26 protein-coding genes are annotated in these 25,421 nt (G+C 73.0%); 22 read left to right on the top strand and 4 right to left on the bottom strand.

Going from position 1 to position 25,421, the window contains the following annotated elements; translation table 11 throughout:
- The first annotated feature begins 106 nt into the window (after positions 1-106).
- Genes BIV23_RS33310 through BIV23_RS33300 form a run of 3 tightly spaced genes read left to right on the top strand, consistent with a single transcriptional unit; the run spans position 107 to position 2,329 of the window.
- On the top strand, positions 107-1,183 hold the full coding sequence (locus BIV23_RS33310; RefSeq protein WP_071384722.1) for a nitronate monooxygenase: 1,077 nt from the start codon (positions 107-109) through the stop codon (positions 1,181-1,183).
- On the top strand, positions 1,180-1,917 hold the full coding sequence (locus tag BIV23_RS33305) for a 16S rRNA (uracil(1498)-N(3))-methyltransferase (RefSeq protein WP_071384721.1): 738 nt from the start codon (positions 1,180-1,182) through the stop codon (positions 1,915-1,917). Before BIV23_RS33310 ends, BIV23_RS33305 begins: the two co-directional genes overlap by 4 nt.
- Positions 1,918-1,936: 19 nt before the next feature.
- Positions 1,937-2,329 (top strand): VOC family protein, encoded by a 393-nt coding sequence (locus tag BIV23_RS33300; RefSeq protein ID WP_071384720.1) that lies wholly within the window; start codon positions 1,937-1,939, stop codon positions 2,327-2,329.
- On the opposite strand, the gene BIV23_RS47265 is transcribed toward BIV23_RS33300, so the two are convergent.
- Entirely contained in the window at positions 2,271-2,645 is a 375-nt protein-coding gene (locus BIV23_RS47265; RefSeq protein ID WP_245790770.1) for a hypothetical protein, read from the bottom strand. The genes BIV23_RS33300 and BIV23_RS47265 overlap by 59 nt on opposite strands.
- Positions 2,646-2,761: 116 nt before the next feature.
- Here BIV23_RS47265 and BIV23_RS33295 point away from each other — a divergent pair, with 116 nt between their 5' ends.
- The 5 genes from BIV23_RS33295 to BIV23_RS33275 all read left to right on the top strand — a co-directional run bounded on the left by BIV23_RS33295 (position 2,762) and on the right by BIV23_RS33275 (position 9,033).
- Positions 2,762-3,313, top strand: a complete 552-nt coding sequence (locus tag BIV23_RS33295) for a hypothetical protein (RefSeq protein ID WP_071384719.1) — start codon at positions 2,762-2,764, stop codon at positions 3,311-3,313.
- A gap of 45 nt (positions 3,314-3,358) precedes the next feature.
- Positions 3,359-6,601 (top strand): S41 family peptidase, encoded by a 3,243-nt coding sequence (locus BIV23_RS33290; protein ID WP_483883313.1) that lies wholly within the window; start codon positions 3,359-3,361, stop codon positions 6,599-6,601.
- 122 nt (positions 6,602-6,723) lie between these two features.
- Positions 6,724-7,077, top strand: a complete 354-nt coding sequence (locus BIV23_RS33285; protein ID WP_071384717.1) for a histidine triad nucleotide-binding protein — start codon at positions 6,724-6,726, stop codon at positions 7,075-7,077.
- A gap of 6 nt (positions 7,078-7,083) precedes the next feature.
- Positions 7,084-7,989, top strand: coding sequence for a ribonuclease Z (locus tag BIV23_RS33280; protein ID WP_071384716.1), 906 nt, complete (start codon positions 7,084-7,086; stop codon positions 7,987-7,989).
- Between the two features lie 36 nt (positions 7,990-8,025).
- Positions 8,026-9,033 (top strand): adenosine deaminase, encoded by a 1,008-nt coding sequence (locus BIV23_RS33275; protein WP_071384715.1) that lies wholly within the window; start codon positions 8,026-8,028, stop codon positions 9,031-9,033.
- On the opposite strand, the gene BIV23_RS33270 is transcribed toward BIV23_RS33275, so the two are convergent.
- Positions 9,003-10,229 carry an MFS transporter gene (locus tag BIV23_RS33270; RefSeq protein WP_071384714.1) on the bottom strand — a complete coding sequence of 409 codons (1,227 nt, stop codon included), beginning with the start codon at positions 10,227-10,229 and terminating at the stop codon, positions 9,003-9,005. The two genes, BIV23_RS33275 and BIV23_RS33270, sit on opposite strands and share 31 nt — an antisense overlap.
- A 259-nt stretch (positions 10,230-10,488) precedes the next feature.
- Here BIV23_RS33270 and BIV23_RS33265 point away from each other — a divergent pair, with 259 nt between their 5' ends.
- The 13 genes from BIV23_RS33265 (at position 10,489) to BIV23_RS33205 (ending at position 22,810) form a co-directional block, all read left to right on the top strand.
- Complete coding sequence (locus tag BIV23_RS33265) at positions 10,489-11,385, top strand: 5-dehydro-4-deoxyglucarate dehydratase (RefSeq protein ID WP_425443550.1); 897 nt, start codon at positions 10,489-10,491, stop codon at positions 11,383-11,385.
- On the top strand, positions 11,382-12,692 hold the full coding sequence (locus tag BIV23_RS33260; protein ID WP_071384712.1) for a glucarate dehydratase family protein: 1,311 nt from the start codon (positions 11,382-11,384) through the stop codon (positions 12,690-12,692). Before BIV23_RS33265 ends, BIV23_RS33260 begins: the two co-directional genes overlap by 4 nt.
- A gap of 120 nt (positions 12,693-12,812) precedes the next feature.
- Positions 12,813-13,970, top strand: a complete 1,158-nt coding sequence (locus tag BIV23_RS33255) for a carbohydrate kinase family protein (protein ID WP_071384711.1) — start codon at positions 12,813-12,815, stop codon at positions 13,968-13,970.
- A 130-nt stretch (positions 13,971-14,100) separates the two neighbouring features.
- Positions 14,101-15,183: a PhoH family protein gene (locus BIV23_RS33250; protein ID WP_071384710.1), complete on the top strand. Its 1,083-nt coding sequence runs from the start codon at positions 14,101-14,103 to the stop codon at positions 15,181-15,183.
- A 12-nt stretch (positions 15,184-15,195) separates the two neighbouring features.
- Entirely contained in the window at positions 15,196-15,693 is a 498-nt protein-coding gene (gene ybeY, locus BIV23_RS33245; protein ID WP_071384709.1) for an rRNA maturation RNase YbeY, read from the top strand.
- An 18-nt stretch (positions 15,694-15,711) separates the two neighbouring features.
- Positions 15,712-17,016, top strand: a complete 1,305-nt coding sequence (locus BIV23_RS33240; RefSeq protein WP_071384708.1) for a hemolysin family protein — start codon at positions 15,712-15,714, stop codon at positions 17,014-17,016.
- A complete protein-coding gene (locus tag BIV23_RS33235; RefSeq protein ID WP_071384707.1) occupies positions 17,013-17,372 on the top strand; it encodes an MmcQ/YjbR family DNA-binding protein in 360 nt (119 codons plus the stop codon). The genes BIV23_RS33240 and BIV23_RS33235 overlap by 4 nt, the downstream gene beginning before the upstream one ends.
- A 41-nt stretch (positions 17,373-17,413) precedes the next feature.
- Complete coding sequence (locus BIV23_RS33230; protein ID WP_071384706.1) at positions 17,414-18,433, top strand: S66 family peptidase; 1,020 nt, start codon at positions 17,414-17,416, stop codon at positions 18,431-18,433.
- Positions 18,434-18,549: 116 nt separating this feature from the next.
- Positions 18,550-19,032 carry a hypothetical protein gene (locus BIV23_RS33225; protein ID WP_079173571.1) on the top strand — a complete coding sequence of 161 codons (483 nt, stop codon included), beginning with the start codon at positions 18,550-18,552 and terminating at the stop codon, positions 19,030-19,032.
- A 72-nt stretch (positions 19,033-19,104) separates the two neighbouring features.
- Positions 19,105-19,458, top strand: a complete 354-nt coding sequence (locus tag BIV23_RS33220; RefSeq protein ID WP_071371047.1) for a cytidine/deoxycytidylate deaminase family protein — start codon at positions 19,105-19,107, stop codon at positions 19,456-19,458.
- A 227-nt stretch (positions 19,459-19,685) separates the two neighbouring features.
- Positions 19,686-20,162 (top strand): hypothetical protein, encoded by a 477-nt coding sequence (locus tag BIV23_RS33215; protein WP_071384705.1) that lies wholly within the window; start codon positions 19,686-19,688, stop codon positions 20,160-20,162.
- Between the two features lie 195 nt (positions 20,163-20,357).
- Positions 20,358-21,695 carry a beta-xylosidase gene (locus BIV23_RS33210; RefSeq protein WP_071384704.1) on the top strand — a complete coding sequence of 446 codons (1,338 nt, stop codon included), beginning with the start codon at positions 20,358-20,360 and terminating at the stop codon, positions 21,693-21,695.
- Positions 21,696-21,754: 59 nt separating this feature from the next.
- Entirely contained in the window at positions 21,755-22,810 is a 1,056-nt protein-coding gene (locus tag BIV23_RS33205; protein ID WP_071384703.1) for a WxL protein peptidoglycan domain-containing protein, read from the top strand.
- Here BIV23_RS33205 and BIV23_RS33200 read toward each other — a convergent pair.
- Entirely contained in the window at positions 22,704-23,042 is a 339-nt protein-coding gene (locus BIV23_RS33200) for a P-II family nitrogen regulator (RefSeq protein ID WP_071384702.1), read from the bottom strand. The two genes, BIV23_RS33205 and BIV23_RS33200, sit on opposite strands and share 107 nt — an antisense overlap.
- Positions 23,039-24,361, bottom strand: a complete 1,323-nt coding sequence (locus BIV23_RS33195; protein WP_071384701.1) for an ammonium transporter — start codon at positions 24,359-24,361, stop codon at positions 23,039-23,041. Before BIV23_RS33195 ends, BIV23_RS33200 begins: the two co-directional genes overlap by 4 nt.
- 152 nt (positions 24,362-24,513) lie before the next feature.
- Here BIV23_RS33195 and era point away from each other — a divergent pair.
- A partial coding sequence (era, locus tag BIV23_RS33190; protein WP_071384864.1) for a GTPase Era occupies positions 24,514-25,421 on the top strand: 908 nt, incomplete at its 3' end.

The following is a 25,421-nucleotide window of genomic DNA, read 5'->3' as shown; positions in this document are numbered from 1 at the left end:
GCTGGATCAGGGGCGTGCGGGGCGCTCGGAGGGCCCGTATGCCCCTGTCCTATGCCGTGGGAAGCCCGGATTCGGACTTGTTCGAAGGACGTGACAACATGCGGTCATGTCCTCCGCACTGACCGATCTCTTCCCCCACCCGATCGTGCAGGCCCCCATGGCGGGCGGCGTCTCCGTCCCGCAGCTCGTCGCCGCCGTCTCCGAGGCCGGTGGCCTCGGGTTCCTCGCCGCCGGTTACAAGACCGCCGACGGGATGTACCAGGAGATCAAACAGCTGCGGGGACTCACGAGCCGTCCCTTCGGCGTGAACGTGTTCGTGCCGCAGCCCGAGCTGTCCGAGTCGGGCGCCGTAGAGGTCTACGCGCATCAGCTGGCCGGCGAGGCAGCCTGGTACGAGACCGAGCTGGGCGACCCCGACAGCGGCCGGGACGACGGCTACGACGCCAAGCTCGCCGTACTCCTCGACAACCCGGTGCCGGTGGTCTCCTTCCACTTCGGCGTGCCCGGCCGGGACGTGCTCGACCGGCTGCGCCGGGCCGGCACCCTCACCCTGGTCACCGCCACCACCGCCGAGGAGGCGCGCGCGGTCGAGCGGGCCGGGGCGGACGCGGTGATCGCGCAGGGCGTGGAGGCCGGCGGTCATCAGGGCACGCACCGGGACCTGCCCGAGAACGACGGCTCCGGCATCGGACTGCTGTCGCTGGTCGCGCAGATCCGGGAGGCCGTGAGCCTGCCGGTCGTCGCCGCCGGCGGCATCATGCGGGGCGGTCAGATCGCCGCCGTCCTCGCGGCGGGCGCGAGCGCGGCCCAGCTGGGCACCGCGTTCCTCGCCACCCCCGAGTCCGGCGCCCACGCCCTGCACAAGCAGGCGCTGACCAACCCCCTGTACGCGCGCACCGAGCTGACCCGCGCGTTCTCGGGCCGCCCGGCGCGCGTACTGGTCAACCGCTTCGTGCGCGAGCACGGCCCGTACGCCCCCGCCGCCTACCCCGAGGTCAACCATCTGACCTCGCCGCTGCGCAAGGCCGCCGCCAGGGCCGGGGACGCGCAGGGCATGTCGCTGTTCGCGGGCCAGGGCCACCGGCTCGCCCGGGAGCTGCCCGCCGGAGAGCTGGTGGAGGTGCTGGCGGCCGAACTCGCCGCCGCCCGGACAGCGTTGTCGGCCGGAGGTGACGCGCGATGACCGCACCCGTCTTCGTGGTGGACCGACTCGACCTCGCCGGGCCGGAGTTCGTGCTCGACGGACCCGAGGGGCGGCACGCCGTCTCCGTGAAGCGGCTGCGGCCCGGCGAGGACGTGGTCCTCACCGACGGGCTCGGCCGCTGGGCCGAGGGCGTCGTCACGGCGGCCGAGGGCAAGGACCGGCTCGTGGTGGACGTGGCGTCGGTCCACGAGGAGCCGCCGGCCGCCCCGCGCATCACCGTCGTCCAGGCCCTGCCCAAGGGCGACCGGGGCGAGGTCGCCGTGGAGACGATGACCGAGGTCGGCGTCGACGCGATCGTGCCCTGGCAGGCGTCGCGCTGCATCACCCAGTGGAAGGGCGAGCGCGGCCTGAAGGCGCTCGGCAAGTGGCGGGCGACCGCACGCGAGTCCGGCAAGCAGTCCCGCCGGGTCCGCTTCCCGGAGGTCGCGGACGCGGCGACCACCAAGCAGGTGGGCGCGCTCGTGGCCACGGCGGACTTCGCCGCCGTCCTCCACGAGAGCGGCGAGGAACGCCTCGCCACCGCCGAACTCCCCGCCGAGGGCGAGATCGTGCTGGTCGTCGGCCCCGAAGGAGGCGTCTCCCCCGAGGAGTTGGCGCTCTTCGCGCAGGCCGGTGCGCGGCCGTACGTCCTCGGGCCCACCGTCCTGCGCACGTCCACCGCCGGCACCGCCGCCGCGGCCCTGCTGCTGGGCCGCACCGGGCGCTGGTCCTGACACCCACCTGGGGGACACCGTGGAACTCGCCCAAGTCCGGCTCCTGGTCACCGACTTCGCCGCCTGCTACCACTTCTACGCCGACGTCCTCGGCCTGAAGCCGCAGTCCGGCGCGACCGAGGGCCCGTACGAGAAGTTCAGCCCGCACACCGGTTCCGCCGGCATCGCCCTCCAGGACCGGGCGATGATGGCCGAGATCCTGGACGAGCTGAGCGACACCGTCAACGGCCACCGCTCCCTGGTGGTGCTGCGCGTGGACGACCTCGACGCCTACTGCGCGCAGATCACCGCCCGCGGCGCCACCGTCCTGCACGGCCCGGCCCCCATGACCGACCGCATGCGCGTGGCCCACCTCAAGGACCCGGAGGGCAACCTGGTGGAGCTTCAGGAGTGGCTGCTGCTGCGAGGCTGACGACGACGCCGGGCAGCAGCGCCCACCCGTCCACCTCACCGCCCGAGGCTCCCCGGCGCCGCACCGCGTCCACGAACGCCCGTACGACGCCGGGCTCGTGCAGATTGACGGCGTTCCCGCGGCGGTCGGAGACGAGACCGTAGTGCCCGTAGGCGCCACCCGTGCCCGGGAACACGATCCGGACCGGCGTCCCGTCCAGGTACAGCGTCAGCACCTCCTGGCAGGGGCCGCCGTCCCGGTGCCGGTGCCGGACCGTCCACCCCCACACCGTTCCGTCCGGCAGCACGAGCCGCCTGAGCCTGCGTTCACCGCGCACCCGGCCACACTACGTCCGCCGTGTGCCGCACCGGACGGGAAGGCCCGGCACTCCGAACGGGTGAGTGGCCGTATGCCGCCTTCCCCCCGGGGCGGGGCGGTGGCAGTCTGCCCTGCATGGGGGCTTTCGGGCGGATCGGGTGCGGGGCGCGCGGGGTGCGGGTCGCGGGTGCGGTGGGGGTCGTCGTCGTGGCCGGCGGGGCGCTGGTGGGCTGTCAGCCGACCGGTCTCAACTCCTCCTCCGCCGCCTACACCACCGGCACGACCGCCACGGCCAGGCTGAAACAGCAGCATGTGGACGTCAGTTGGCTCAACTGCACCGGGAACCACGGCGACAACGGGAAGGCGGGCACGCCCTCGCCGACCGAGACCACCGTCGTCTCCGTCGAGTGCCAGGGCGAGACCAGGAGCGGGAAGAAGATCACCGTCACCGGGAGGGTCACCGAGGCCGTCGGCGGGGCGTGTGTGCGCGGCAGCCTGACCGCCAGGGTCGGGGGCCGGCAGGTGTTCCACGTCAGCGGGCTCGGCGACTGCTCCGCCACGCCCGGACCGACGTACGAGCCGCCCACGTACCACCCCGGCGGCGGGCAGCCCACCGTCACGGTCACCGTCACCCGCACCCTGTGGTGCAAGGGCGATCCGACCTGCTGGCCCGTCCGGGGCAAGTGATCGAAACCCGGGCGGGGCACGCCGGTCGCTGCGTACAGTGACGGGGTGACTCAGGGTGCTTCGACGGGAACGACCGGAACGACGGGAACGACGGGAACCTCGGCGTCCGACGGCTATCTCCGATTCCCCCATGTGCACGGCGACTTGGTGACCTTCGTCGCCGAGGACGACGTATGGCTCGCCCCCGTCGACGGCGGTCGCGCCTGGCGGGTCAGCGCCGACAACCGGCCCGTGACCCACCCCCGGATATCCCCGGACGGACGCCGTCTCGCCTGGACCTCCACCCGGGACGGCGCACCCGAGGTGCATGTCGCCCCCGTCGACGGCGGCCCCGCCGAGCGGCTGACGTACTGGGGCAACCGCCGTACCGAGGTGCGCGGCTGGACCCCCGACGGGCGGGTCCTCGCGCTCAGCGCGCAGGGCCGCCCCAGCTTCCGCCAGAGCTGGGCGCACGCCGTCCCGCTGGACGGCGGCCCCGCCGAGACCCTGCCGTACGGCCCGGTCGGCGACGTGGCGCCCGGCCCGGCCACCGTGCTGCTGTCCGCGCAGATGGGCCGCGAGGCGGCGTACTGGAAGCGCTACCGGGGCGGCACGGCGGGCAGGTTGTGGATCGACCGGGAGGGGAACGGGGAGTTCGTCCGGCTGCATGCCGAGCTCGACGGGAACCTGGAGTGCCCGGTCTGGGCCGGCGACCGGCTCGCCTTCCTCTCCGACCACGAGGGCACCGGCGCCCTGTACTCCTCCCTCGCCGACGGCTCCGACCTGCGCCGCCACACCCCGGTCGGGGGCTTCTACGCCCGCCACGCCGCCGGCGACGGCACCCGCGTCGTCTACGTCTCGGGCGGTGAACTCTGGCTCCTGGACGACCTGGAGGGCGCCGAGCCGCGCCGGCTGGACGTCCGCCTCGGCGGGCCCCGCGTCGACCTGCGCCCCCGCCCGGTGGACGCCGCCCGCTGGTTCGGGGCGGCGTCGCCCGACCACACCGCGCGCGGCAGCGCCGTCTGCGTGCGCGGCGGGATCCACTGGGTCACCCACCGCTCCGGCCCCGCCCGCGCCCTCGCCGCCACCCCCGGCGTGCGCGCCCGGCTGCCCCGCACCTTCCGCGCCGACGGCGAGGAGTGGGTGGTCTGGGTGACGGACGCCGAGGGCGACGACGCCCTGGAGTTCGCCCCCGCCACCGGCAACGTGCCCGGCGCCACCCCGCGCCGCCTCGCCGCCGGACAGCTCGGCCGGGTCCTGGAGCTGGCCATGGCCCCCGACGGCAGCCGTGCCGCCGTCGCCGCGCACGACGGACGGCTGCTGCTCGTCGAGCGCGAGACCGGCGAGGTCCGCGAGGTCGACCACAGCGACGACGGCGAGGTCAGCGGCCTCGCCTTCTCACCCGACTCCGCCTGGCTCGCCTGGGCCCACCCCGGCCCCCGCCCGCTCTCCCAGCTGCGCCTCGCCCACACCACCGACCTCTCGGTCACCGAGGCGACCCCGCTGCGCTTCATGGACTACGCCCCCGCCTTCACCCTCGACGGCAAGCACCTGGCGTTCCTGTCCAATCGCGCCTTCGACCCGGTCTACGACGAGCACGTCTTCGACCTCGCCTTCGTCGTCGGCGCCCGCCCGCACCTGATCACCCTGGCGGCCACCACGCCCTCGCCCTTCGGCCCGCAGCGGCACGGCCGCCCCTTCGAGACCCCGGACAAGGACGAGACCCCGGACAGCGAGGGCACCCCCGCCACCCGCATCGACCTGGAGGGCCTCGCCGACCGCATCGTGCCCTTCCCGGTGGAGGCGGGGCGCTACTCCACCCTCCGCGCGGCCAAGGACGGCGTCCTGTGGCTGCGCCACCCCGTGCACGGTGTCCTCGGCTCCGCCCGCGCCCACCCGGAGGACCCCGACCCGCACACCGAGCTGGAGCGCTACGACCTCGCCCAGCGGCGCCTGGAGCAACTGGCCTCCGACGCCGACCACTTCGAGGTCAGCGGCGACGGCAAACGCGTCCTGCTGTGGAGCGACGAGCGGCTGCGCGTCGTGCCGGGCGACCGCCGCACCGGCACCGACGACGACGGCGACACCAGCGTCACCGTCGACCTCGCCCGGGTCCGGCAGACCCTCGACCCGGTCGCCGAGTGGCGCCAGATGTACGACGAGACCGGCCGCCTCATGCGCGACCACTTCTGGCGCCCCGACCTGGGCGGCACCGACTGGACGGCCGTCCTCTCCCGCTACCGCCCCCTGCTGGCCCGCCTCGCCACCCACAGCGACCTGACCGACCTGCTCTGGGAGGTGCAGGGCGAACTCGGCACCTCGCACGCCTACGTCATCCCCGCCGGCGGCCGCGGCGGCGCCCGGCACGGACTGCTCGGCGCCGACATCTCCCGCCACGAGGACGGCAGTTGGCGCATCGACCGCATCCTGCCGTCGGAGACCTCCGACCCGGACGCCCGCTCCCCGCTCGCCGCGCCCGGCGTCGCGGTCCGCCCCGGCGACGCGATCATCGCGGTCGCCGGCCACCCGGTCGACCCGGTGACGGGACCGGGCCCGCTCCTCGTCGGCACGGCGGGCCGCCCGGTCGAGCTGACCGTCTCCCCGGCGGGCGGCGGCGAACCCCGGCACACGGTCGTCGTCCCCCTCGCCGACGAGGAACCCCTGCGCTACCACGCCTGGGTCACCGGCCGCCGCGCCCACGTCCACGCGGCCTCCGCCGGCCGCCTCGGCTACCTCCACGTCCCCGACATGCAGGCCCCCGGCTGGGCCCAGATCCACCGCGACCTGCGTGTCGAGGTCGCCCGTGAGGGCCTGGTGGTCGACGTCCGCGAGAACCGCGGCGGCCACACCTCCCAGCTCGTGGTCGAGAAACTCGCCCGCCGCGTCATCGGCTGGGACGTCCCGCGCGGCATGCGCCCCACCAGCTACCCCGTCGACGCCCCGCGCGGTCCGGTCGTCGCCGTCGCCAACGAGTTCTCCGGCTCCGACGGCGACATCGTCAACGGGGCGATCAGGGCCCTCGGCATCGGCCCGGTCGTCGGCACCCGCACCTGGGGCGGCGTCATCGGCATCGACAGCCGCTACCACCTGCTCGACGGCACCCTGGTCACCCAGCCGAAGTACGCGATCTGGCTGGAGGGCCTGGGCTGGGACGTGGAGAACCACGGCGTGGACCCGGACGTGGAGGTCGTCCAGCGTCCCCAGGACTGGGCATCGGGCACGGACGCGCAGCTCGACGCGGCGATCGGGCTGGCGCTCGAGGCCTTGGAAGCGGCACCCGCGAAGACGCCCCCGGGGCTGCCGACTTAGGGGCGCGGGGCCGTATCGATGTGCGGCTCCGCCGCGGGGGCGCGAACGGCCCCCACCGGGCCGCACCCGAACGACTACGATTGGCCCCCGTATCGATCACTGGCGAAAGCGAGCGCACGCGTATGGCCGGCGAACCGCAGGACGACTGCCTGTTCTGCAAGATCGTCGCGGGACACGTCCCGGCGACGATCGTCCGCGAGACGGACACCACCGTCGCCTTCCGGGACATAAACCCCCAGGCGCCGACCCACATCCTGGTGATCCCCAAGGTCCACTACCCGGACGCGGCGTCGCTCGGCGCGGGCGACCCGCGGAGCGCGGCCGACGTCCTCCGCACCATCGGCGAGGTCGCCGAGGAGGAAAAGCTGGAGAGCTACCGCACCGTCTTCAACACCGGCTCCGGCGCCGGCCAGACCGTCTTCCACGCCCACGCCCACGTCCTCGGCGGCCGCGGCCTGGAATGGCCCCCCGGGTAACTCATCGTGTCCGTACGTGAACTGGTGGTCCTCGGCACCGCCAGCCAGGTCCCGACCCGGCACCGCAACCACAACGGCTACCTGCTGCGCTGGGACGGCACGGGCATCCTGTTCGACCCCGGCGAGGGCACACAGCGCCAGATGGTGCGCGCCGGGGTCGCCGCCCACGACCTGAACCGCGTCTGCGTCACACACTTCCACGGCGACCACTGCCTCGGCCTCGCCGGCGTGATCCAGCGGATCAACCTCGACCAGGTGCCGCACGAGGTCACCGCGCACTACCCGCGCTCCGGCCAGCGCTTCTTCGACCGGCTGCGGTACGCGACGGCCTACCGGGAGACGGTCGGCATCACCGAGGCGCCCGTCGCCGCCGACGGCATCCTCGCGGTGACCTCGTCGTACACCCTGGAGGCCCGCAGACTGTCCCACCCGGTCGAGTCCTACGGCTACCGCCTCATCGAGCCCGACGGCCGCCGGATGCTGCCCGACCGGCTCGCCATGCACGGCGTCAAGGGGCCGGACGTCGGCCGGCTGCAGCGCGAGGGGCGGATCGGGGACGTCAGGCTGGAGGACGTCAGCGAGGTACGGCGCGGACAGCGGTTCGCCTTCGTCATGGACACCCGGCTCTGCGACGGCGTGCACGCGCTCGCGGAGGGCTGCGACCTGCTCGTGATCGAGTCGACCTTCCTGGACGAGGACGCCGCACTCGCCGTGGAACACGGTCACCTGACCGCCGGGCAGGCCGCCGCCGTCGCCCGGGACGCGGGCGTGCGGCACCTCGTCCTGACCCACTTCAGCCAGCGCTACGCCGAGCCGGAGGAGTTCGAGCGGCAGGCGCGGGCCGCCGGTTTCGAGGGCGAACTGACCGTGGCGCACGATCTGCTGCGCGTGCCGGTGCCGAAGCGGCGCTGACGCGAAACAGCGGTAGAGCCCCCGTACGATACGTCGATGCCCCTCCCGAAAGCAGAACTGCACCTCCACATCGAAGGCACCCTGGAGCCGGAGCTGGCGTTCGAGCTGGCCGCCCGCAATGGCGTGACCCTGCCGTACGCGGACACCGACGAGCTGCGCAAGGCGTACGACTTCGAGGACCTCCAGTCCTTCCTGAACCTGTACTACGAGCTGATGGCCGTCCTGCGCACCGAACAGGACTTCGCGGACCTGGCGAACGCCTACCTCGCCCGCGCCGCCGCGCAGGGCGTCCGGCACGCGGAGATCTTCTTCGACCCGCAGGCCCACCTCGCCCGGGGCGTGTCCATGGGCACCGTCGTGGAGGGGCTGTGGCGGGCGCTCGGCAGCAGCGAGGAGAACCACGGGATCTCCACCCGGCTCATCCTCTGCTTCCTGCGTGACGAGTCCGCCGAGTCGGCCCTGCGGACGCTCGACGCGGCGCGGCCGTACCTGGACCGGATCACCGGTGTCGGGCTCGACTCCGCCGAGGTCGGGCATCCGCCGGTGAAGTTCCGCGAGGTGTACGAGGCCGCCGCCGCGCTCGGGCTGCGGCGCGTGGCGCACGCCGGTGAGGAGGGGCCGCCGGCGTACATCACCGAGGCCCTGGACGCGCTCGGCGTCGAACGCGTCGACCACGGGCTGCGCTGCATGGAGGACCCGGCGCTGGTCGAGCGGCTGGTCCGGGAGCGGATCCCGCTGACCCTGTGCCCGCTGTCCAACGTCCGGCTGCGGACGGTCGACACGCTCGCCGACCACCCGCTGCCGGCCATGCTCGACGCCGGCCTCGTGTGCACGGTCAACTCCGACGACCCGGCCTACTTCGGCGGCTACGCGGGCGACAACTTCGCGGCCGTGCACCACACCCTCGGCCTGACCGAGGACCGGCTGCGCGAACTGGCCCGCAACTCCTTCCTCGCCTCCTTCCTGGAGGACGACGAGGAGCGGCGGGCGCGCTGCCTGGCCGAGGTCGACGCCTACGAGTTCGCGGGCGACGCGGTGTCGTAAGCCCGCTGTGCGGAGAGGGCTGGCGTCTCCACCGGGAGTTCCACGACGGGCAGGTCCGTCACCGGCAGGGGGCGCCTGCCCGTGCGCAGCGCCACCGCCGTCATCGGGACGGCGATCAGCAGCAGCCCGGCGGCCAGCACGTCGCCCATGACCGGGAAGCCCACCCCCGACGCCAGCACGCTCCCGGCCAGCGGGCCCGCCGCCGTGCCCAGCGAGGAGGCCGAGCCGACCAGGACCGCCCAGCGGCCGCGCGGGTCGAGGGAGGCGGCGAGGCCGAGGACGTACGACAGGACCACCGGGTAGAGCAGGTTCCAGGAGATCTCGCCGGCCGCGAAGGCGGACAGGTCCCGGGCCGACGCGCTCAGCGCGATGCACCCGGCGATCAGGGCCGTACCGGCCCCGATGGGCAGCGCGCGGCCCAGCCGGGAGCCGAGCACGCCCGCGCCCAGCACCCCGAGCAGCCCGGCGCCGAGCGCGACCGCGAACACCGCGCCGACGCCCACCTCGGTGAGGTGCGCCTGGACGAGCCCGATCCGGCCGCTGACCCCCCACAGGGAGTTCTGGGCGAGGGACCAGCAGGTCAGGGCGGCGGCCAGCAGCAGACCCGCGCGCAGGTGCGGAAGCCGGCCGTGCGGAACGGCGGCCGTACGGGCCGGTGTCGTGGGGCCGGACAGCCGGCCGGTGAGCGGCCAGACGGCGAGCGCGGTGAGCGCGATCGCGGCCAGCGGCGAGCCGTGCCCGGGTCCGAGCCGGGGGATGGCCAGGTACAGGGCCCCGGCGAGCGCCGAGACGCCGAGCAGGCCGAGCGTCGTGACCCGGTGCGGGTCTCTCTGGGCGGCGATGCCGCTCGCGGCGACCGCCGTGACCGTGCCCGAGCCGAGGCCGCCGAGGACCGCGCCCGCGACGACGACCGGTACGACGCCGGCGAGGGCGGCGCCGCCGTAGCCGAGGACGACGAGCGCGAGGCCGGCGCGGGCCAGGGTGCGGGCGCCGATCCGGTCCACCCGGGACGCGAGCAGGAAGCCCGCCGTCGCCGAACTCAGCAGCAGGGCACTGCCGATGGCCCCGGCCTGGGTGGCGGTCAGCGGAAGCCCGCTGCCGAGTCGGCCGACGGTGGTCGGCAGCAGGTAGGGGGCGAGATAGCCGGCCGTGAAGAGGGCGACGAGGGGCCAGGGCAGGGTGCGGGGGGCGGGCACGGGCGTTTCCAGGGCATGCGTGAGGAGCCGTGGCTCGACAGGGGGAGAGGGGGAGGCGAGCAAGTTGTATCAAGCGGGCGGGGCTTGAAGAAGGCGGGGTCGGGTGATCCGAGTCACTTTCCGGTTTGCAGGGTGCTGGTGGGGGTAGTCGGAATCTTCGACAGCTGTTCTCATATATGGACAATATTCAGAAGAGGAGATGCTCACGGTGGATGGCGACCCGAGTCCGCAGCATGTGGCGCGGCGCTTGCGGGAGGGCATGACACGGGGTGTGCTGTCCTTCCCGCTCACCGCCTTCCACGACGACGGCTCCCTCGACCCCGACGGCTTCCGCGCCCATGTCGCCGGCCGGCTCGCCACCGGTCCCGGCGCCGTCTTCCCCGCCTGCGGCACCGGGGAGTTCTTCTCGCTGGACGAGGAGGAGTACCGGACGGTCGTCTCGATCACCGTGGAGGAGGCGGCCGGGCAGGTGCCCGTGGTGGCCGGGACCGGGTACGGCTGGGCGCAGGCCGCCCGGTTCGCGCGGATCGCCGAGGAGGCCGGCGCCGACGCCCTGCTCACCCTGCCCCACTACCTCGTCGAGGCCCCGCAGTCCGGCCTCGCCGCCCAGCTGGAGCGGCTCGCCGCCCGCACCCGGCTGCCCCTGATCGCCTACCAGCGCGGCCAAGTCGCCTACGGCATCGAGGCGTTGCGGCGCATCGCGGGCATCCCGAACGTCATCGGACTCAAGGACGGCCACAGCGACCTCGACCGGCTCCAGCGCCTCACCCTCGCCGCCCCCGACGGCTTCCTCTTCTTCAACGGCGCCGCCACCGCCGAGATCCAGGCCCGCGCCTACGCCGCCGTCGGAGTCCCCGCCTACTCCTCCGCCGTGCACGCCTTCGCCCCCGAGATCGCCGGCGCCTTCTTCACGGCGCTCGGCGACGGCGACCGGGGGACCATGGACGAACTGCTGCGGGAGTTCTACGTCCCCCTCGTCGAACTGCGCGACCGCGCGCCCGGGTACGCCGTGTCCCTGGTGAAGGCGGCGGCCCGGCTGCGCGGACAGCGCGTCGGACCCGTGCGCGCCCCGCTCGCCGACCCCGCGCCCGCCGACCTCGCCGGCCTCAAGGCCCTGCTCACCACCGGACTCGACCTCGTAGGAGCCGCCCTGTGACGACCGCGACGACCGCACCGACCCGTGACCTGACCATCGCCGAGGTGCGCCTGACGCCGATCCTGGTGGCCGACGCGCCGCTGCTCAACACCCAGGGCGTGCACCAGCCGTACACCCCCCGGCTGATCGTGGAGATCGTCACCGCCGACGGGATCACCGGGCTCGGCGAGACCTACGGCGACACCAAGTACCTGGAGATCGCCCGCCCGTTGGCCGAGCGGCTCACCGGGCGATCGGTCATGGATGTGAACGGGCTGTTCGCGCTCGACCTCGGCGTGGACGCGTCCCGGGTCCAGGGGCAGGTCGACGCGGGCGGGCTGCGCGGCGTGCAGAGCGCCGACAAACTGCGGCTGTCCGTGCTCTCCGCCTTCGAGGTCGCCTGCCTCGACGCCCAGGGCAGGGCGCTCGGCCTGCCCGTGCACGCGCTGCTCGGCGGCAGGCTGCGCGACTCCGTCGAGTACAGCGCCTACCTGTTCTACAAGTGGGCCGGCCACCCGGCGGGCGTCACCGCCGAGCCCGACGACTGGGGCGCCGCCCTCGACCCGGCCGGAGTCGTGGCGCAGGCGCGGACGTTCAAGGACCGCTACGGCTTCACCTCCTTCAAGCTCAAGGGCGGTGTCTTCCCGCCCGACGAGGAGATCGCGGCCGTCCGCGCCCTCGCCGAGGCCTTCCCCGGGCACCCGCTGCGCCTCGACCCCAACGGCGCCTGGTCCGTGGAGACCTCGCTGAAGGTGGCGAAGGAACTCGGCGACGTCCTCGAATACCTGGAGGACCCGACGCTGGGCACCCCGGCCATGGCGCAGGTCTCGGCGGGCACGCAGGTGCCGCTCGCGACCAACATGTGCGTGACCACCTTCGGGGAGATCAAGGAGGCGTTCACGAAGGACGCCGTCCAGGTGGTCCTCTCCGACCACCACTACTGGGGCGGGCTGCGGGGCACCCGTGAACTCGCCGCGATCTGCGCCGCGTTCGGGGTCGGGGTGTCCATGCACTCCAACACCCACCTCGGCATCAGCCTCGCCGCGATGACCCAGGTCGCCGCCACCGTCCCGAACCTCCACCACGCCTGCGACACCCACTACCCCTGGCAGTCCGAGGACGTCCTCACCGAGCGGGTCGCCTTCGACGGCGGCCGGGTCGCCGTGACCGACGCGCCGGGCCTCGGCGTCACCCTCGACCGCGACGAACTGGAGCGGCTGCACCGCAGGTGGACCGAGGACGACGGCACGCTGCGCGACCGCGACGACGCGGCGGCGATGCGGACCGGCGAGCCCGGGTGGCGGCAGCCGGTGATGCCGCGCTGGTAACCCGGGGCATACCGCGCGCACACCCCGTACACACCCCGCGCATATCCCCCCGTATGCCCCTCGTGCGGAGCGCTCCCTGGTGCACACTGGCCAGACCCGCACCACGTCAGGGAGCGCACCGTGACCCCCTCGCACGCCATCGCCGCAGAGGAACCGGACCACCTCACCCGGGCCGGGAGCCGACGGGCCGACGTCGACCCGCTCGCCGCGCTGCGCGCACCCGGCGACCCGCCCTGGGACGTCTACCTGACCGGCACGGTCTTCCTCGACATCATCTTCACCGGCCTGGACACGGCGCCCGTGCGCGGCACCGAGTCCTGGGCCCGGGGCATGGGCTCCAGCCCCGGCGGGGTCGCCAACATGGCCACCGCCCTGGCCCGGCTCGGCCTGCGGACCTCCCTCGCGGCGGCCTTCGGCGACGACCACTACGGCGAGTACTGCTGGGACGCGCTGGCACAGGGCGAGGGCATCGACCTCACGGCCTCGCGGACCGTGCCCGGCTGGCACTCGCCGGTGACGGTGTCGATGGCGTACGAGGGCGAGCGGACGATGGTGTCCCACGGGCACGAGCCGCCCTCCGGGGCCGCGTTCCTCCGGGAGGGCACGCCGGACCGACCGCCCCGCGCGCGTGCCGCCGTGGCGTCGCTGACGCCGGGCACGCGCGCGCCCTGGATCGCGCAGGCCGCCCGCGAGGGCACCCGGATCTTCGCCGACGTCGGCTGGGACGACACCGGGGCCTGGGATCTGTCGAGCCTGGCCGACCTGGAGCACTGCGAGGCGTTCCTGCCGAACGCGGAGGAGGCGAAGCGCTACACCGGGGCCGGCTGCCCCCGCGTGGCCGCCCACGCGCTGACCGCGTACGTGCCGGTGGCCGTCGTGACGCTGGGCTCGGAGGGGGCGTACGCGGTGGACCGGCGGACGGGGGAGGCGGCGGAGGTGCCCGCGATCGCCGTGGAGGCGCTGGACCCGACCGGGGCGGGGGACGTGTTCGTCGCCGGCTTCGTGACCGGGTCCCTCGCGGGCTGGCCGCTGGCCGACCGGCTGGCGTTCGCGGGGCTGACGGCGGCCCTGTCGGTGCAGGAGTTCGGGGGGTCCCTGTCGGCGCCGGGGTGGTCCGAGATCGGGGCGTGGTGGCGCCGGGTGCAGGCCCTTCCCGGGCAGGACCCGGCGGCCCTGCGGCGGTACGCCTTCCTCGACGGGCTCGTCCCGGAGGAGCTGGACCGGCCGTGGCCGCTGCGGCGGGCGGTGCCGACGATCGGGTTCCGGCGCTCGGGCTGACGGGCGGGTCATGGAGGTCCGGGAAAAGTCCTACGGTGTTGTCAGCCCCCCGTCGTACTCTGGAGTCGCGAGGCCGCCCTCAGCCAGGCGGCCGTGACGAGGAGGAAGCGCAGGCCTTCAGCGCCGGCCCATGACACAGACATCCACAGCTCACACCACCCCCGCGCAGGAGCAGGCGAGAGCGCAGTTCACCGTCCCCGCCCAGCACCCCATGGTGACCGTGCTGGGTTCTGGCGACTCCCTCCTGCGCGTCATAGAGAGGGCCTTCCCGGCGGCCGACATCCATGTCCGGGGCAATGAGATCAGCGCGGTCGGCGATGCGGACGACGTCGCCCTCATTTCGCGCGTGTTCGACGAGATGATGCTGGTGCTCCGCACCGGGCAGCCGATGACGGAGGACGCAGTGGAACGCTCGATCGCCATGCTGAAGGCGAGCGAGAACGGGACGAGCGACGGCCCGGAGACCCCGGCCCAGGTGCTGACGCAGAACATCCTGTCCTCGCGAGGCCGCACGATCCGCCCGAAGACCCTCAACCAGAAGCGGTACGTCGACGCGATCGACCAGCACACGATCGTCTTCGGCATCGGCCCCGCCGGTACCGGAAAGACCTACCTGGCCATGGCCAAGGCCGTCCAGGCCCTCCAGTCCAAGCAGGTCAACCGCATCATCCTCACCCGTCCCGCGGTCGAGGCCGGCGAGCGGCTGGGCTTCCTGCCCGGCACGCTCTACGAGAAGATCGACCCGTACCTGCGCCCGCTCTACGACGCGCTGCACGACATGCTCGACCCGGATTCGATCCCGCGGCTGATGGCGGCCGGGACGATCGAGGTCGCGCCGCTCGCCTACATGCGCGGCCGCACGCTCAACGACGCCTTCATCATCCTGGACGAGGCCCAGAACACGAGCCCCGAGCAGATGAAGATGTTCCTCACCCGGCTCGGCTTCGACTCGAAGATCGTCATCACCGGTGACGTGACGCAGGTCGACCTGCCGAACGGCACGAAGTCCGGTCTGCGGCAGGTGCAGGACATCCTGGAGGGCGTCGAGGACGTCCACTTCTCCCGGCTGTCGTCCCACGATGTCGTACGGCACAAGCTGGTGGGCCGTATCGTCGACGCGTACGAGTTGTACGACAGCAAGCACGGCACCGAGAACGGCACCCACAAGGGCGGCCACGGCAAGTCCGGTGCCAAGGGCTCCAAGGGGAAGTAGACCAGCACGACCATGTCGATCGACGTCAACAACGAGTCCGGAACCGAGGTCGACGAGCAGGCGATCCTCGACATCGCCCGCTACGCACTCGCACGGATGCGCATCCACCCGCTCTCCGAGCTCTCGGTGATCGTCGTGGACGCCGACGCCATGGAGCAACTGCACATCCAGTGGATGGACCTGCCCGGGCCGACCGATGTCATGTCGTTCCCGATGGACGAGCTGCGGCCGCCGTCGAAGGACGACGACGAGCCGCCGCAGGGCCTGCTCGGCGACATCGTGCTGTGCCCGGAGGTCGCCGCCAAGCAGGGGGCCGAGGCTCCGACGCAGCACTCCATGGACGAGGAGCTCCAGCTGCTCACCGTCCACGGCGTGCTGCACCTGCTCGGGTACGACCACGAGGAGCCCGACGAGAAGGCCGAGATGTTCGGGCTGCAGGCCGCCATTGTCGACGGATGGCGCGGCGAGCAGGGCCTGACCGGCCCGTCCCCGGCGCCCACGGTCTCGTAAGCGGATCGGTCGTCTCCCGTGTCCCCGCAGATCGTGATCGGCGCGATCGCGCTGGTCGTCGTCGCCTGGCTCGCCGCCTGCGCGGAGGCGGGCCTCGCGCGCGTCTCCGGCTTCCGCGCCGAGGAGGCCGTCAAGGCCGGCCGGCGCGGCAGCGCCGGGCTCGCCCAGGTCGCCGCCGACCCCACCCGCTATCTGAACGTGGCCCTGCTGGTCCGCGTCGCCTGCGAGATGGCGGCCGCGGCCCTGGTGACGTACGCCTGCCTGAAGGAGTTCACCGCCACCTGGGAGGCCCTGCTGGTCGCCATCGGGGTCATGGTGCTGGTGTCGTACGTCGCGGTCGGCGTGTCGCCGCGCACCATCGGCCGCCAGCACCCCCTCAACACCGCGACGGCGGCGGCCTACGTGTTGCTGCCGCTCGCGCGCGTGATGGGCCCGATCCCGTACCTCCTCATCCTCATCGGCAACGCCCTCACCCCGGGCAAGGGCTTCAGGCGCGGCCCGTTCGCCTCCGAGGCGGAGCTGCGCGCGCTGGTCGACCTCGCCGAGCAGGAGTCGCTGATCGAGGACGAGGAGCGCCGGATGGTGCACTCGGTCTTCGAGCTCGGAGACACGCTCGTGCGCGAGGTGATGGTGCCGAGGACCGACCTGATCACCATCGAGCGCTTCAAGACCATCCGCCAGGCGCTGACGCTGGCGCTCCGCTCGGGCTTCTCCCGGATCCCGGTCACCGGCGAGAGCGAGGACGACATCGTCGGGGTCGTGTACCTGAAGGACCTGGTCCGCAAGACGCACATCAACCGCGAGTCCGAGAACGACGTCGTGTCGACCGCGATGCGGCCCGCCGTCTTCGTGCCCGACACGAAGAACGCCGGTGACCTGCTGCGCGAGATGCAGAAGGACCGCAATCACGTCGCCGTCGTCATCGACGAGTACGGCGGCACCGCCGGCATCGTCACCATCGAGGACATCCTGGAGGAGATCGTCGGCGAGATCACCGACGAGTACGACCGCGAACTGCCGCCCGTCGAGGAGCTCGGCGACGACCGCTACCGGGTCACCGCCCGCCTCGACATCACCGACCTCGGCGAGCTGTACGGGCTGGACGAGTACGACGACGAGGACGTGGAGACGGTCGGCGGACTCCTCGCCAAGGCCCTCGGCCGCGTGCCCATCGCGGGCGCGTCCGCCGAGGTCGAACTGCCCGACGAGCGCCGCCTGAAGCTCACGGCGGAAGCCGCCGCCGGCCGCCGCAACAAGATCGTCACGGTCCTGGTCGAACCCTCCGGGAAGGGCGGGCGGGCCACGGAGGAGGGAGCCGGGTGACCCCCGAGGAACTGCGCGCCTTCTGCCTGTCCTTCAACGCGGCCGTGGAGGACTTCCCGTTCAACCCGGAGACCTCGGTCTTCAAGGTGCTGGGCAAGATGTTCGCCCTGACGCACCTCGCCGGGCGGCCCCTGACGGTCAACCTCAAGTGCGACCCGGAGGACGCCGTCCGGCTGCGCGTCGAGCACGAGGGCCTGATCGTCCCCGGCTGGCACATGAACAAGCGCCACTGGAACACCGTGACGGTGGACGGCGGACTGCCGCCGCGGCTGCTCCGGGAGCTGATCGAGGACTCCTACGACCTGGTCGTCGCGAGCCTGCCACGAGCGGAGCGGCTGCGGCTGGACCGGCCGTAATCGCGTTGCCGGCCCCGCCGGGCGCCGGAAGGATCGGGCCCATGACTGTTCGATACCCGCGCCCCCTGCGCCCCGGTGACCGTGTCGGTGTGACCTCTCCGTCCAGCGGAGTGGCCAAGGAACTTCGGGGGCGGCTCGACGTCGCGGTCCGGGAGATCGAGGCGCGTGGGTACGAGGTGGTGGTCGGGCGGTGCATGGACGGCTCGACACACGTCAGCGCCCCGGCCGCCGAGCGCGCCGCCGAGCTCACCGGCATGCTGACCGACCCGACGATCCGGGCCGTGGTGCCTCCGTGGGGCGGGGAGACCGCGATCGACCTGCTGCCGCTGCTCGACTTCGAGGCGATCGGGCGGGCCGAGCCGACCTGGGTCGTCGGCTACTCGGACATGTCGACCGTGATCACCCCGCTGACCCTGCTCACCGGGGTCGCGACCGTGCACGGCGGCAACCTCATGGACACGCCGTACCGGGTGCCCGAGGGGCTGCGGTCCTGGCTCGACATCGTGGCCGCGCCGCAGGGCGAGCCGTTCACCCAGACCCCGCCCGGGCGGTACCGGTCCGGGGGGTACGACGACTGGCAACGACACCCGGAGGTACGGGAGTTCACGCTGGACGCCGAGGGCACCTGGACCCGGCTCGACGGCAGCGGCGACGTCGATGTCGAGGGGCGGCTGATCGGCGGCTGCATCGAGACCCTCGGCCCGCTCACCGGCAGCCCGTACCTCGACACCTCGCGGTTCGCCGGAAACGCGCCGTCGCTGGTCTACGTCGAGGCCTGCGAGGGCAACGCGTTCACCATCTGCCGCCAGCTGCACGGCCTGCGTCTCGCCGGCTTCTTCGACCGCGCCGCCGCCGTCCTCGTCGGCCGCACCCACGCCCCCGACAGCCGCACCCTCACCCAGCACGAGGCCGTGCTCGACGCGCTCGGCCCGCTCGGGGTGCCGATCGTCGCCGACGTCGAGTGCGGGCACGTCGCGCCCTTCCTGCCGCTGGTCAACGGCGCGCGCGGGCGCGTGCTGCACACAGCCGCGCGCAGCGGGATCGTGCAGACCCTGGACTGAGCCCGGTCGGGTACGGGAACTTCCGGACTCCCGCGCGCGCTGCGGGGGAGGATCTGATCGTTCGGGGGAAGTGGGCAACCCGTGGCCATGGTCGGCCTGTTCTGGATCGCTTGTACGTGGGCGCGAAGCCGGCCGGCCTGGCTCCCGGGGTGCGGCTGACCCCCGAGGGCGTGGTGGCGCTCGGCGACGGGCGGTCCGGCCTCCACCTGTGGGAGGACGTGCGCGCCCTGACGGTGGCGGACGTTCCCGTGAAGTCGCTGCTGCGGCAGGTGAACGCGGTCAAGGACCTGGCGCTGAACACGGTGCTGGAGCTGGCCACGCCCCTCGGCTCGGCCTGGGGGGACGACGCCCCGCCGCTCATGACAGTCCGTGTGGAGGCGTCCGACGGCGAGCACCAGCTGCCCGCCCACGTCGCCGCGGCCGTCGGCTACGCCCGGAGCGAGGCCGACATCTCCCAGGCCCTTCTGGCCCGTCTCACGGAGGGCGCCGCGACGATGGAGACGACGCTGGCGGCGATGTCGCAGTGGGGCCGCGCGTGGGAGGGGGGATCCCCCCGCGGGCCGGAGCGGGAGGAACTGCTGCGGGGGTGGCTGGGGTAGCGCCGCCCGCCCGGCAGGCGGACTCGGTCTCCCGGGCGGTGCCGCCGGCGCGTGGATCTCTAAGCTAGGGGCATGACCGAGAGCAGCGCGCTTGATCCCGAGGACCGCAAGATCGTGACCCTGGCCCGTTCCGCGCGGGCCCGCAACGGTGTGCCCGAGGGGGCCGCCGTACGGGACGAGACCGGGCGGACGTATGTCGCCGGGTCGGTGGAGCTCGCGTCGCTGCGGCTGAGCGCGTTGCGTACGGCCGTCGCCATGGCGGTGGCCTCCGGGGCGACGTCCCTGGAGGCGGCGGCCGTGGTGAGCGAGGCGGAGTCCGTGCCGGCACAGGACCTGGACGCCGTGTCCGACCTCGGCGGGCCGCAGACCCCGGTCCTGCTCGCCGGGCCGGACGGAACCGTCCGGAGCACCGTCTCCGCGGGCTGACCACGGCTCTGTCCTGGTGCCGATGCGGGCGACGGCCGCCGAACGAAAGGTCGGCTGGAATTCAACCTTGTTCGGTTCCTGCCCCTGCGCATCAATGGAGCCGTAACTTTCCGACGGACCGTCAGATCCGCACCGCCCTGCAGCGCGCCCGCACCCGCCTGCTCAGGCCTCTTGTCCGTCGGTCCCCCCACTTGGCACTCCCCACCAGGGAAGGGAAGCGGATCTCCATGAGAGGCAAGCGCACGGCAATGGGTGCGGCACTGGCCGCCGGGGCCCTCGCGGTCACCGGTCTCGCCTTCGCCCCCTCCGCGGCCGCCGTCACCCCACAGACGGCGACCATCACCGCGAGCTGCGGCGTCTTCGGCGGCGGATCGGCGACGCTGACCGCCACCCAGAGCGGCACCTCGGCCACCATCTCCCTCAGTTCCTCCGCGATCACGGCGCCGGTCGCCGTGGCGGCGGACTCCATCTCCTCCACCCTCACCATGGCCAAGTCCGGCGGCGGCTCGGTCGTCTTCAGCGGGACCAAGAACCCCGCCATGAGCGCCGGCGACTCGGTCAGCGTCGGCCCGCTGCCCGGCACCGTCGCCTCCGGTGACAGCCTGGACGCCAATGGCGGCACGCTGAAGATGGTGATCTTCGGGGTCACCGTGACCTGTACGGCGAACGGCCCGCAGTCCCCCGGTCCCTTCGTCTTCGACTGACGCCCGCGAACGGCCGAACCGGGCCGGCCTGAGCGATCTGTTCCGGTTCGGGCCGGAAATCCCATGGATGCCGCAGAAGCTGATGATCCGTCAGATTTCTGCGGCATCTCCATTGACTTCTCACCCCGGCTCCACATCAATGCCCCCTGTCGGCGCAGCCGAGCCGCTGCGCCCGCAACCCTCAGGAGGGGGCCCATGGGTGCCACACCCCCAAGCTCACGAAGATCCCTGCGACGGCGCTGGATCACACTGTTCGGGGCGACCGCCCTCGCGGTCACCGCGGGCGGTGCGCTGGCGTGTCCGGCCGGTGCCGCCGGTACGAACGTGGACTTCGCCACGCACTGCATCCCGCCCGCCGTCGCGGGCCTGCCGCCGATCGACGGCACGACCACCGCCGGTGTCTCGGTGGACAACACCAGCCCGAAGGTCGGCGACACCGTCACCGTCACGTACACCGTGGTCACGGCCGCCGCGGCCAACCCCACCGAACTCGCCCTGCCCGCCGACATCATGACCCCGACCGGGAAGGTCACCCTCGGCGGTGCGCAGACGGGGGACGTGACGGTCGCCGGGCCGAAGAAGAACCCGCCGGTCCCCGGGAAGGCCGCGTTCCCGTCCTTCTCCATGACCGGCACGTTCACCGTCACCAAGCCGGGCCGGATCACCCTCTCGCCGGGCGACTACAACATCCACACCAGCTACATCATGGAGCTGGACACCCCCTGCACGGTCACCACCCCGCCCGCCCCGGTCTCCGAGACCGTCACGGCGACCAGCGGCACTCCGGCCAACACCCGTACCATTTCGCTGAGTTCGGCCTCCGGCGACCCGGGCGCCGGCGTCACCGTCACCGGCGGCAACTTCACGCCGGGTGCGAGCGTCACCCTCGCCGGGCGGGCCGGGGACCGGCAGACGGCCGACACGGCCACCGTGACCGCGAACGCGCAGGGCTCCTTCAGCGGGTCCCTCGTCGTCAACGACAGGACGACGACGGGGATCGTCGCGTACGAGGGCGGCTCCTGGAGCGCGGACACGGGCGCCGGGCCCGCCGCCTACGTCGTCAACGACACCACGCCCGTCCCGCCGGGCAGCCAGAAGCTGACGACCAGCGTGAAGCCGGGCACGCTGGCCATGTCCCAGGCCGGGGACTCCGTCGCGCTGGCGGCGGTCGACTTCGGCCAGGGCGGGGCCTCCACCGGCAAGCTCCAGACCGTCACCGTCAAGGACTTCCGCGGCGGACCGGCCGGCTGGTCCCTCACCGCCAGGGTCACCGACTTCAGCGGACCCGGCGCGAAGATCGACGCCGGCAGACTGAGCTGGACTCCCGCCTGTGCGACCAAGGCGGGCAGCCCCAGCACCTGCAAGGCGGGTTCGGCGGGCGCCGTGGGCGGCTCGGGGGCGACCCTCGCGCAGACCCCGAACGGCACGCTCACCGGCGGTGAGTTCACCGTCGACGCCGGACTCTCCCTGGACGTACCGGCGTTCACGCCTCCGGGCGCGTACTCCGGCGTGCTCACGCTGACGCTCACCTGAGCGTGCGGGCGTCCGCACCCGCCCGTCCCTCCGTCTCCCGCCCGTAGGGGTCCGCACCCATGCGCAAGCCGTACGTCCTCCTCCTGAGCCTCCTCGGCCTCCTGCTCACCGCGCAGGCCACGCCCGCACACGCAGCCGACAACGGCAGCTGGTCCGTCTACCCGGTCGCCTCCAAGGCCGCCGCGCGCCCGTACTTCTACCTCTCCGCGGAGCCGGGCCAGACCCTCACCGACAAGGTCGCCGTCCAGAACAAGACCGGCGCGCCGCTCACCTTCCGCCTCTACGCGGCCGACGCGTACAACACCGCGCGCGACGGCGGATTCGCGGTCCGCGGCCCGGCGGAGCGGATGCACGGGGTGGGCGCCTGGGCGAGACCGGCCGGCTCCCGGATCACCGTGCCGGGGCACCGGACCGTCACCGTGCCGTTCACCCTGCGCGTGCCCGACGGGGCCGAGCCCGGCGACCACCCCGGCGCGATCGTCGCGCTCGACATGGGGGTCCCCCCGCTCGAGCGAAGCCGAGAGTGGGGGAACGTGGACCGCGGCAGCGGCTCCCTCGCCCTCGGTGTGCGGCAGGCCGTCGGCGCCCGCGTCTATCTCCGGGTCGGCGGGCCCACGCTGCCCGCCGTGTCCGTGGAACACGTGCGGATCAGCCGTCACCAGCCGCTGATCCCGGGCCTCGGCGCCGGTACGGCGACCGTCTCCTACACCCTGCGCAACACCGGCAACGTCACCCTCGACCCGAAGGTGGAGCTGACGGCACACGGGCTGTTCGGCCGTACGCTGCTCGACCGCACCCTCACCCGGGTCCCCTCCGAGCTGCTGCCGGGGCAGACGGTACGGCTCACCGAGCCCTGGGACGGGGCGCCCCAACTCGACTGGGGCGACGTGACGTTGACCGCGAGCGCGCCGGGCACCCGGCAGTCGGCGAGCGCCTCGTTCCTCGCGCTGCCGTGGCTCGCCGCGGCGCTGGTGTTCCTCGTGGGCGTGGCGGCCGGGGTGCTGCTGGTCAGAGCGCGTCGGGGCCGTGTTCGCCGGTCCGCACCCGTACGACGGTCTCGACCGGCACGGACCACACCTTCCCGTCCCCGATCTTCCCCGTCCGCGCGGCCCTGACGACCGCGTCGATCACGGCGTCGGCGTCCGCGTCCTCCACCACGACCTCGATACGCGCCTTCGGCACCAGGTCGACCCGGTACTCCGCGCCCCGGTACACCTCGGTGTGGCCGCGCTGCCGGCCGTAGCCGCTCGCCTCGGTGACGGTCAGACCGTGCACGCCCAGCTCCTGCAGGGCGGTCTTGACCTCGTCGAGGCGGTACGGCTTGACGATGGCGGTGATGAGCTTCATGCCTGGCGCTCGACCTTCTGGGCGGAGGGGACGACGGACGCGCTGACCGGGGCGCCGTGGCCCAGGACGCCGTGATCGTATGCCGTCTCCGCATGCACCGTAAGGTCCAGGCCGGTGTGCTCCTGCTCCTCGCTGGCCCGCAGGCCCATCGCCCTGTCGAGCAGCTTGCCGAGCCCGTACGTCACCGCGAAGGCGTACACCGCGACGACCACCACGGCGAGCAGCTGCCTGCCGAGCGGGGCGAGCCCGCCGCCGTAGAGGAGGCCCTCGGCGCCGCCGGTCATCGCCTTGTCGGCGAACAGGCCGATCAGGAGCGTGCCGATGACGCCGCCGACCAGGTGGACGCCGACGACGTCGAGGGAGTCGTCGTAGTCCAGCCGGAACTTCCAGCTCACCGCGGAGGAGCAGACGACGCCCGCGGCCAGGCCCACGACGAGGGCGCCGAGCAGGGAGACCGTGCCGCAGGAGGGTGTGATCGCGACGAGACCGGCCACCGCGCCGGAGGCGGCGCCGAGGGTGGTCGGGTGGCCGTCGCGCCGGTGTTCCACGAAGAGCCAGCCCAGCAGGCCGGTGCAGCCGGCGGCCATGGTGTTGAGGAAGGCGGCCGCGGCGAGGCCGTTCGCGCCGAGCGCGCTGCCCGCGTTGAAGCCGAACCAGCCGAACCAGAGCAGACCCGCGCCGAGCATCACCATGGGCAGGTTGTGCGGGCGCATGGCGTCCCTCTTGAACCCGAGCCGGGGCCCGAGGACCAGGCACAGGGCGAGACCGGAGGCACCGGAGGTGATCTCGACCGGCAGACCGCCCGCGAAGTCGAGCGCGCCGAGCCTGTTCGCGATCCAGCCGCCGGGGCCCCAGACCCAGTGGGTGACGGGGACGTATACGACGAGGGCCCAGACGGGGACGAGGACCAGCCACGCCGAGAAGTTCGTCCGGTCGGCCACCGCACCGCTGATCAGGGCGGCGGTGATGATCGCGAAGGTCAGCTGGAAGGTGGCGAAGAGGAGGGTGGGGACCGTGCCGTGGACGCTGCCCGGGCCGAGGCCGCGCATCCCGGCGTGGCCGAGCCCGCCGATCAGCCCGCCGAACGCGTCGTTCCCGAAGGCGAGGGAGTAGCCGGCGGCCAGCCAGACCACGGTGACCAGGGCGATCGACACGAAGCTCATCATCAGCATGTTGAGGACGCTCTTCGTGCGGACCATGCCGCCGTAGAACAGGGCGAGGCCCGGCGTCATCAGCAGGACGAGGGCGGTCGCGGCGAGGAGCCAGGCGGTGTCGCCGGTGTTCACGGTGTTCACCTGGGGTGCGGCGGCGAGGGTCACGGGCGTCTCCAACGAGGTGGGGGCTGCGTCAGAGGGTCACCGGCGCGCGTTTCCGGCCGTGTACGGGTGTGTTTCCGTGACGTTTCATTGCCTGAGGGTTACCGAAACCTCACGGTGCGGCGGGGGGTCGTGGATCAGGGACAATGAACGGCATGAGCGTGCGTACCCAGTCATCCGAGCAGTCGGCCGAGGCCGTCCACCGCGCCGGCTTCGCCTGCTTCGTGGGCCGCCCGAACGCGGGCAAGTCCACCCTCACCAACGCTCTGGTGGGGCAGAAGGTGGCGATCACCGCGAACCAGCCGCAGACGACGCGGCACACCGTGCGGGGCATCGTGCACCGGGAGGACGCCCAGCTCATCCTGGTCGACACCCCGGGGCTGCACAAACCGCGCACGCTGCTCGGCGAGCGGCTCAACGACGTCGTACGCACCACCTGGGCCGAGGTGGACGTGATCGGCTTCTGCCTCCCGGCGAACGAGAAGATCGGCCCGGGCGACCGGTTCATCGCCAAGGAACTGGCGGGGATCAAGAAGACCCCGAAGGTCGCGATCGTCACCAAGACCGACCTCGTGGACTCGAAGACCCTCGCCGAGCAGCTGATCGCGATCGACCAGCTGGGCAGGGAACTGGGCATCGAGTGGGCGGAGATCGTGCCGGTGTCGGCGGTGGGGGACAAGCAGGTGAGCCTGCTGGCCGACCTCCTGATCCCGCTCCTGCCCGAGGGCCCGGCGCTCTATCCCGAGGGCGACCTCACCGACGAGCCCGAGCAGGTCATGATCGCCGAGCTGATCCGCGAGGCCGCGCTGGAAGGCGTGCGGGACGAGCTGCCGCACTCCATCGCGGTGGTCGTCGAGGAGATGCTCCCGCGCGAGGACCGCCCGGCGGACAAGCCGCTGCTGGACATCCACGCCAACGTCTACATCGAGCGTCCCAGCCAGAAGGGCATCATCATCGGCCCCAAAGGCAAGCGCCTGAAGGACGTCGGCATCAAGTCCCGCAAGCAGATCGAGGCGCTCCTGGGTACGCCGGTCTTCCTCGACCTGCACGTCAAGGTCGCCAA

Source organism: Streptomyces monashensis (assembly GCF_001866665.1).
Classification (GTDB): domain Bacteria; phylum Actinomycetota; class Actinomycetes; order Streptomycetales; family Streptomycetaceae; genus Streptomyces; species Streptomyces monashensis.
The sequence above is the reverse complement of the archived record's forward strand: the minus strand, read 5'-3'. Positions and strand labels throughout refer to the sequence as shown.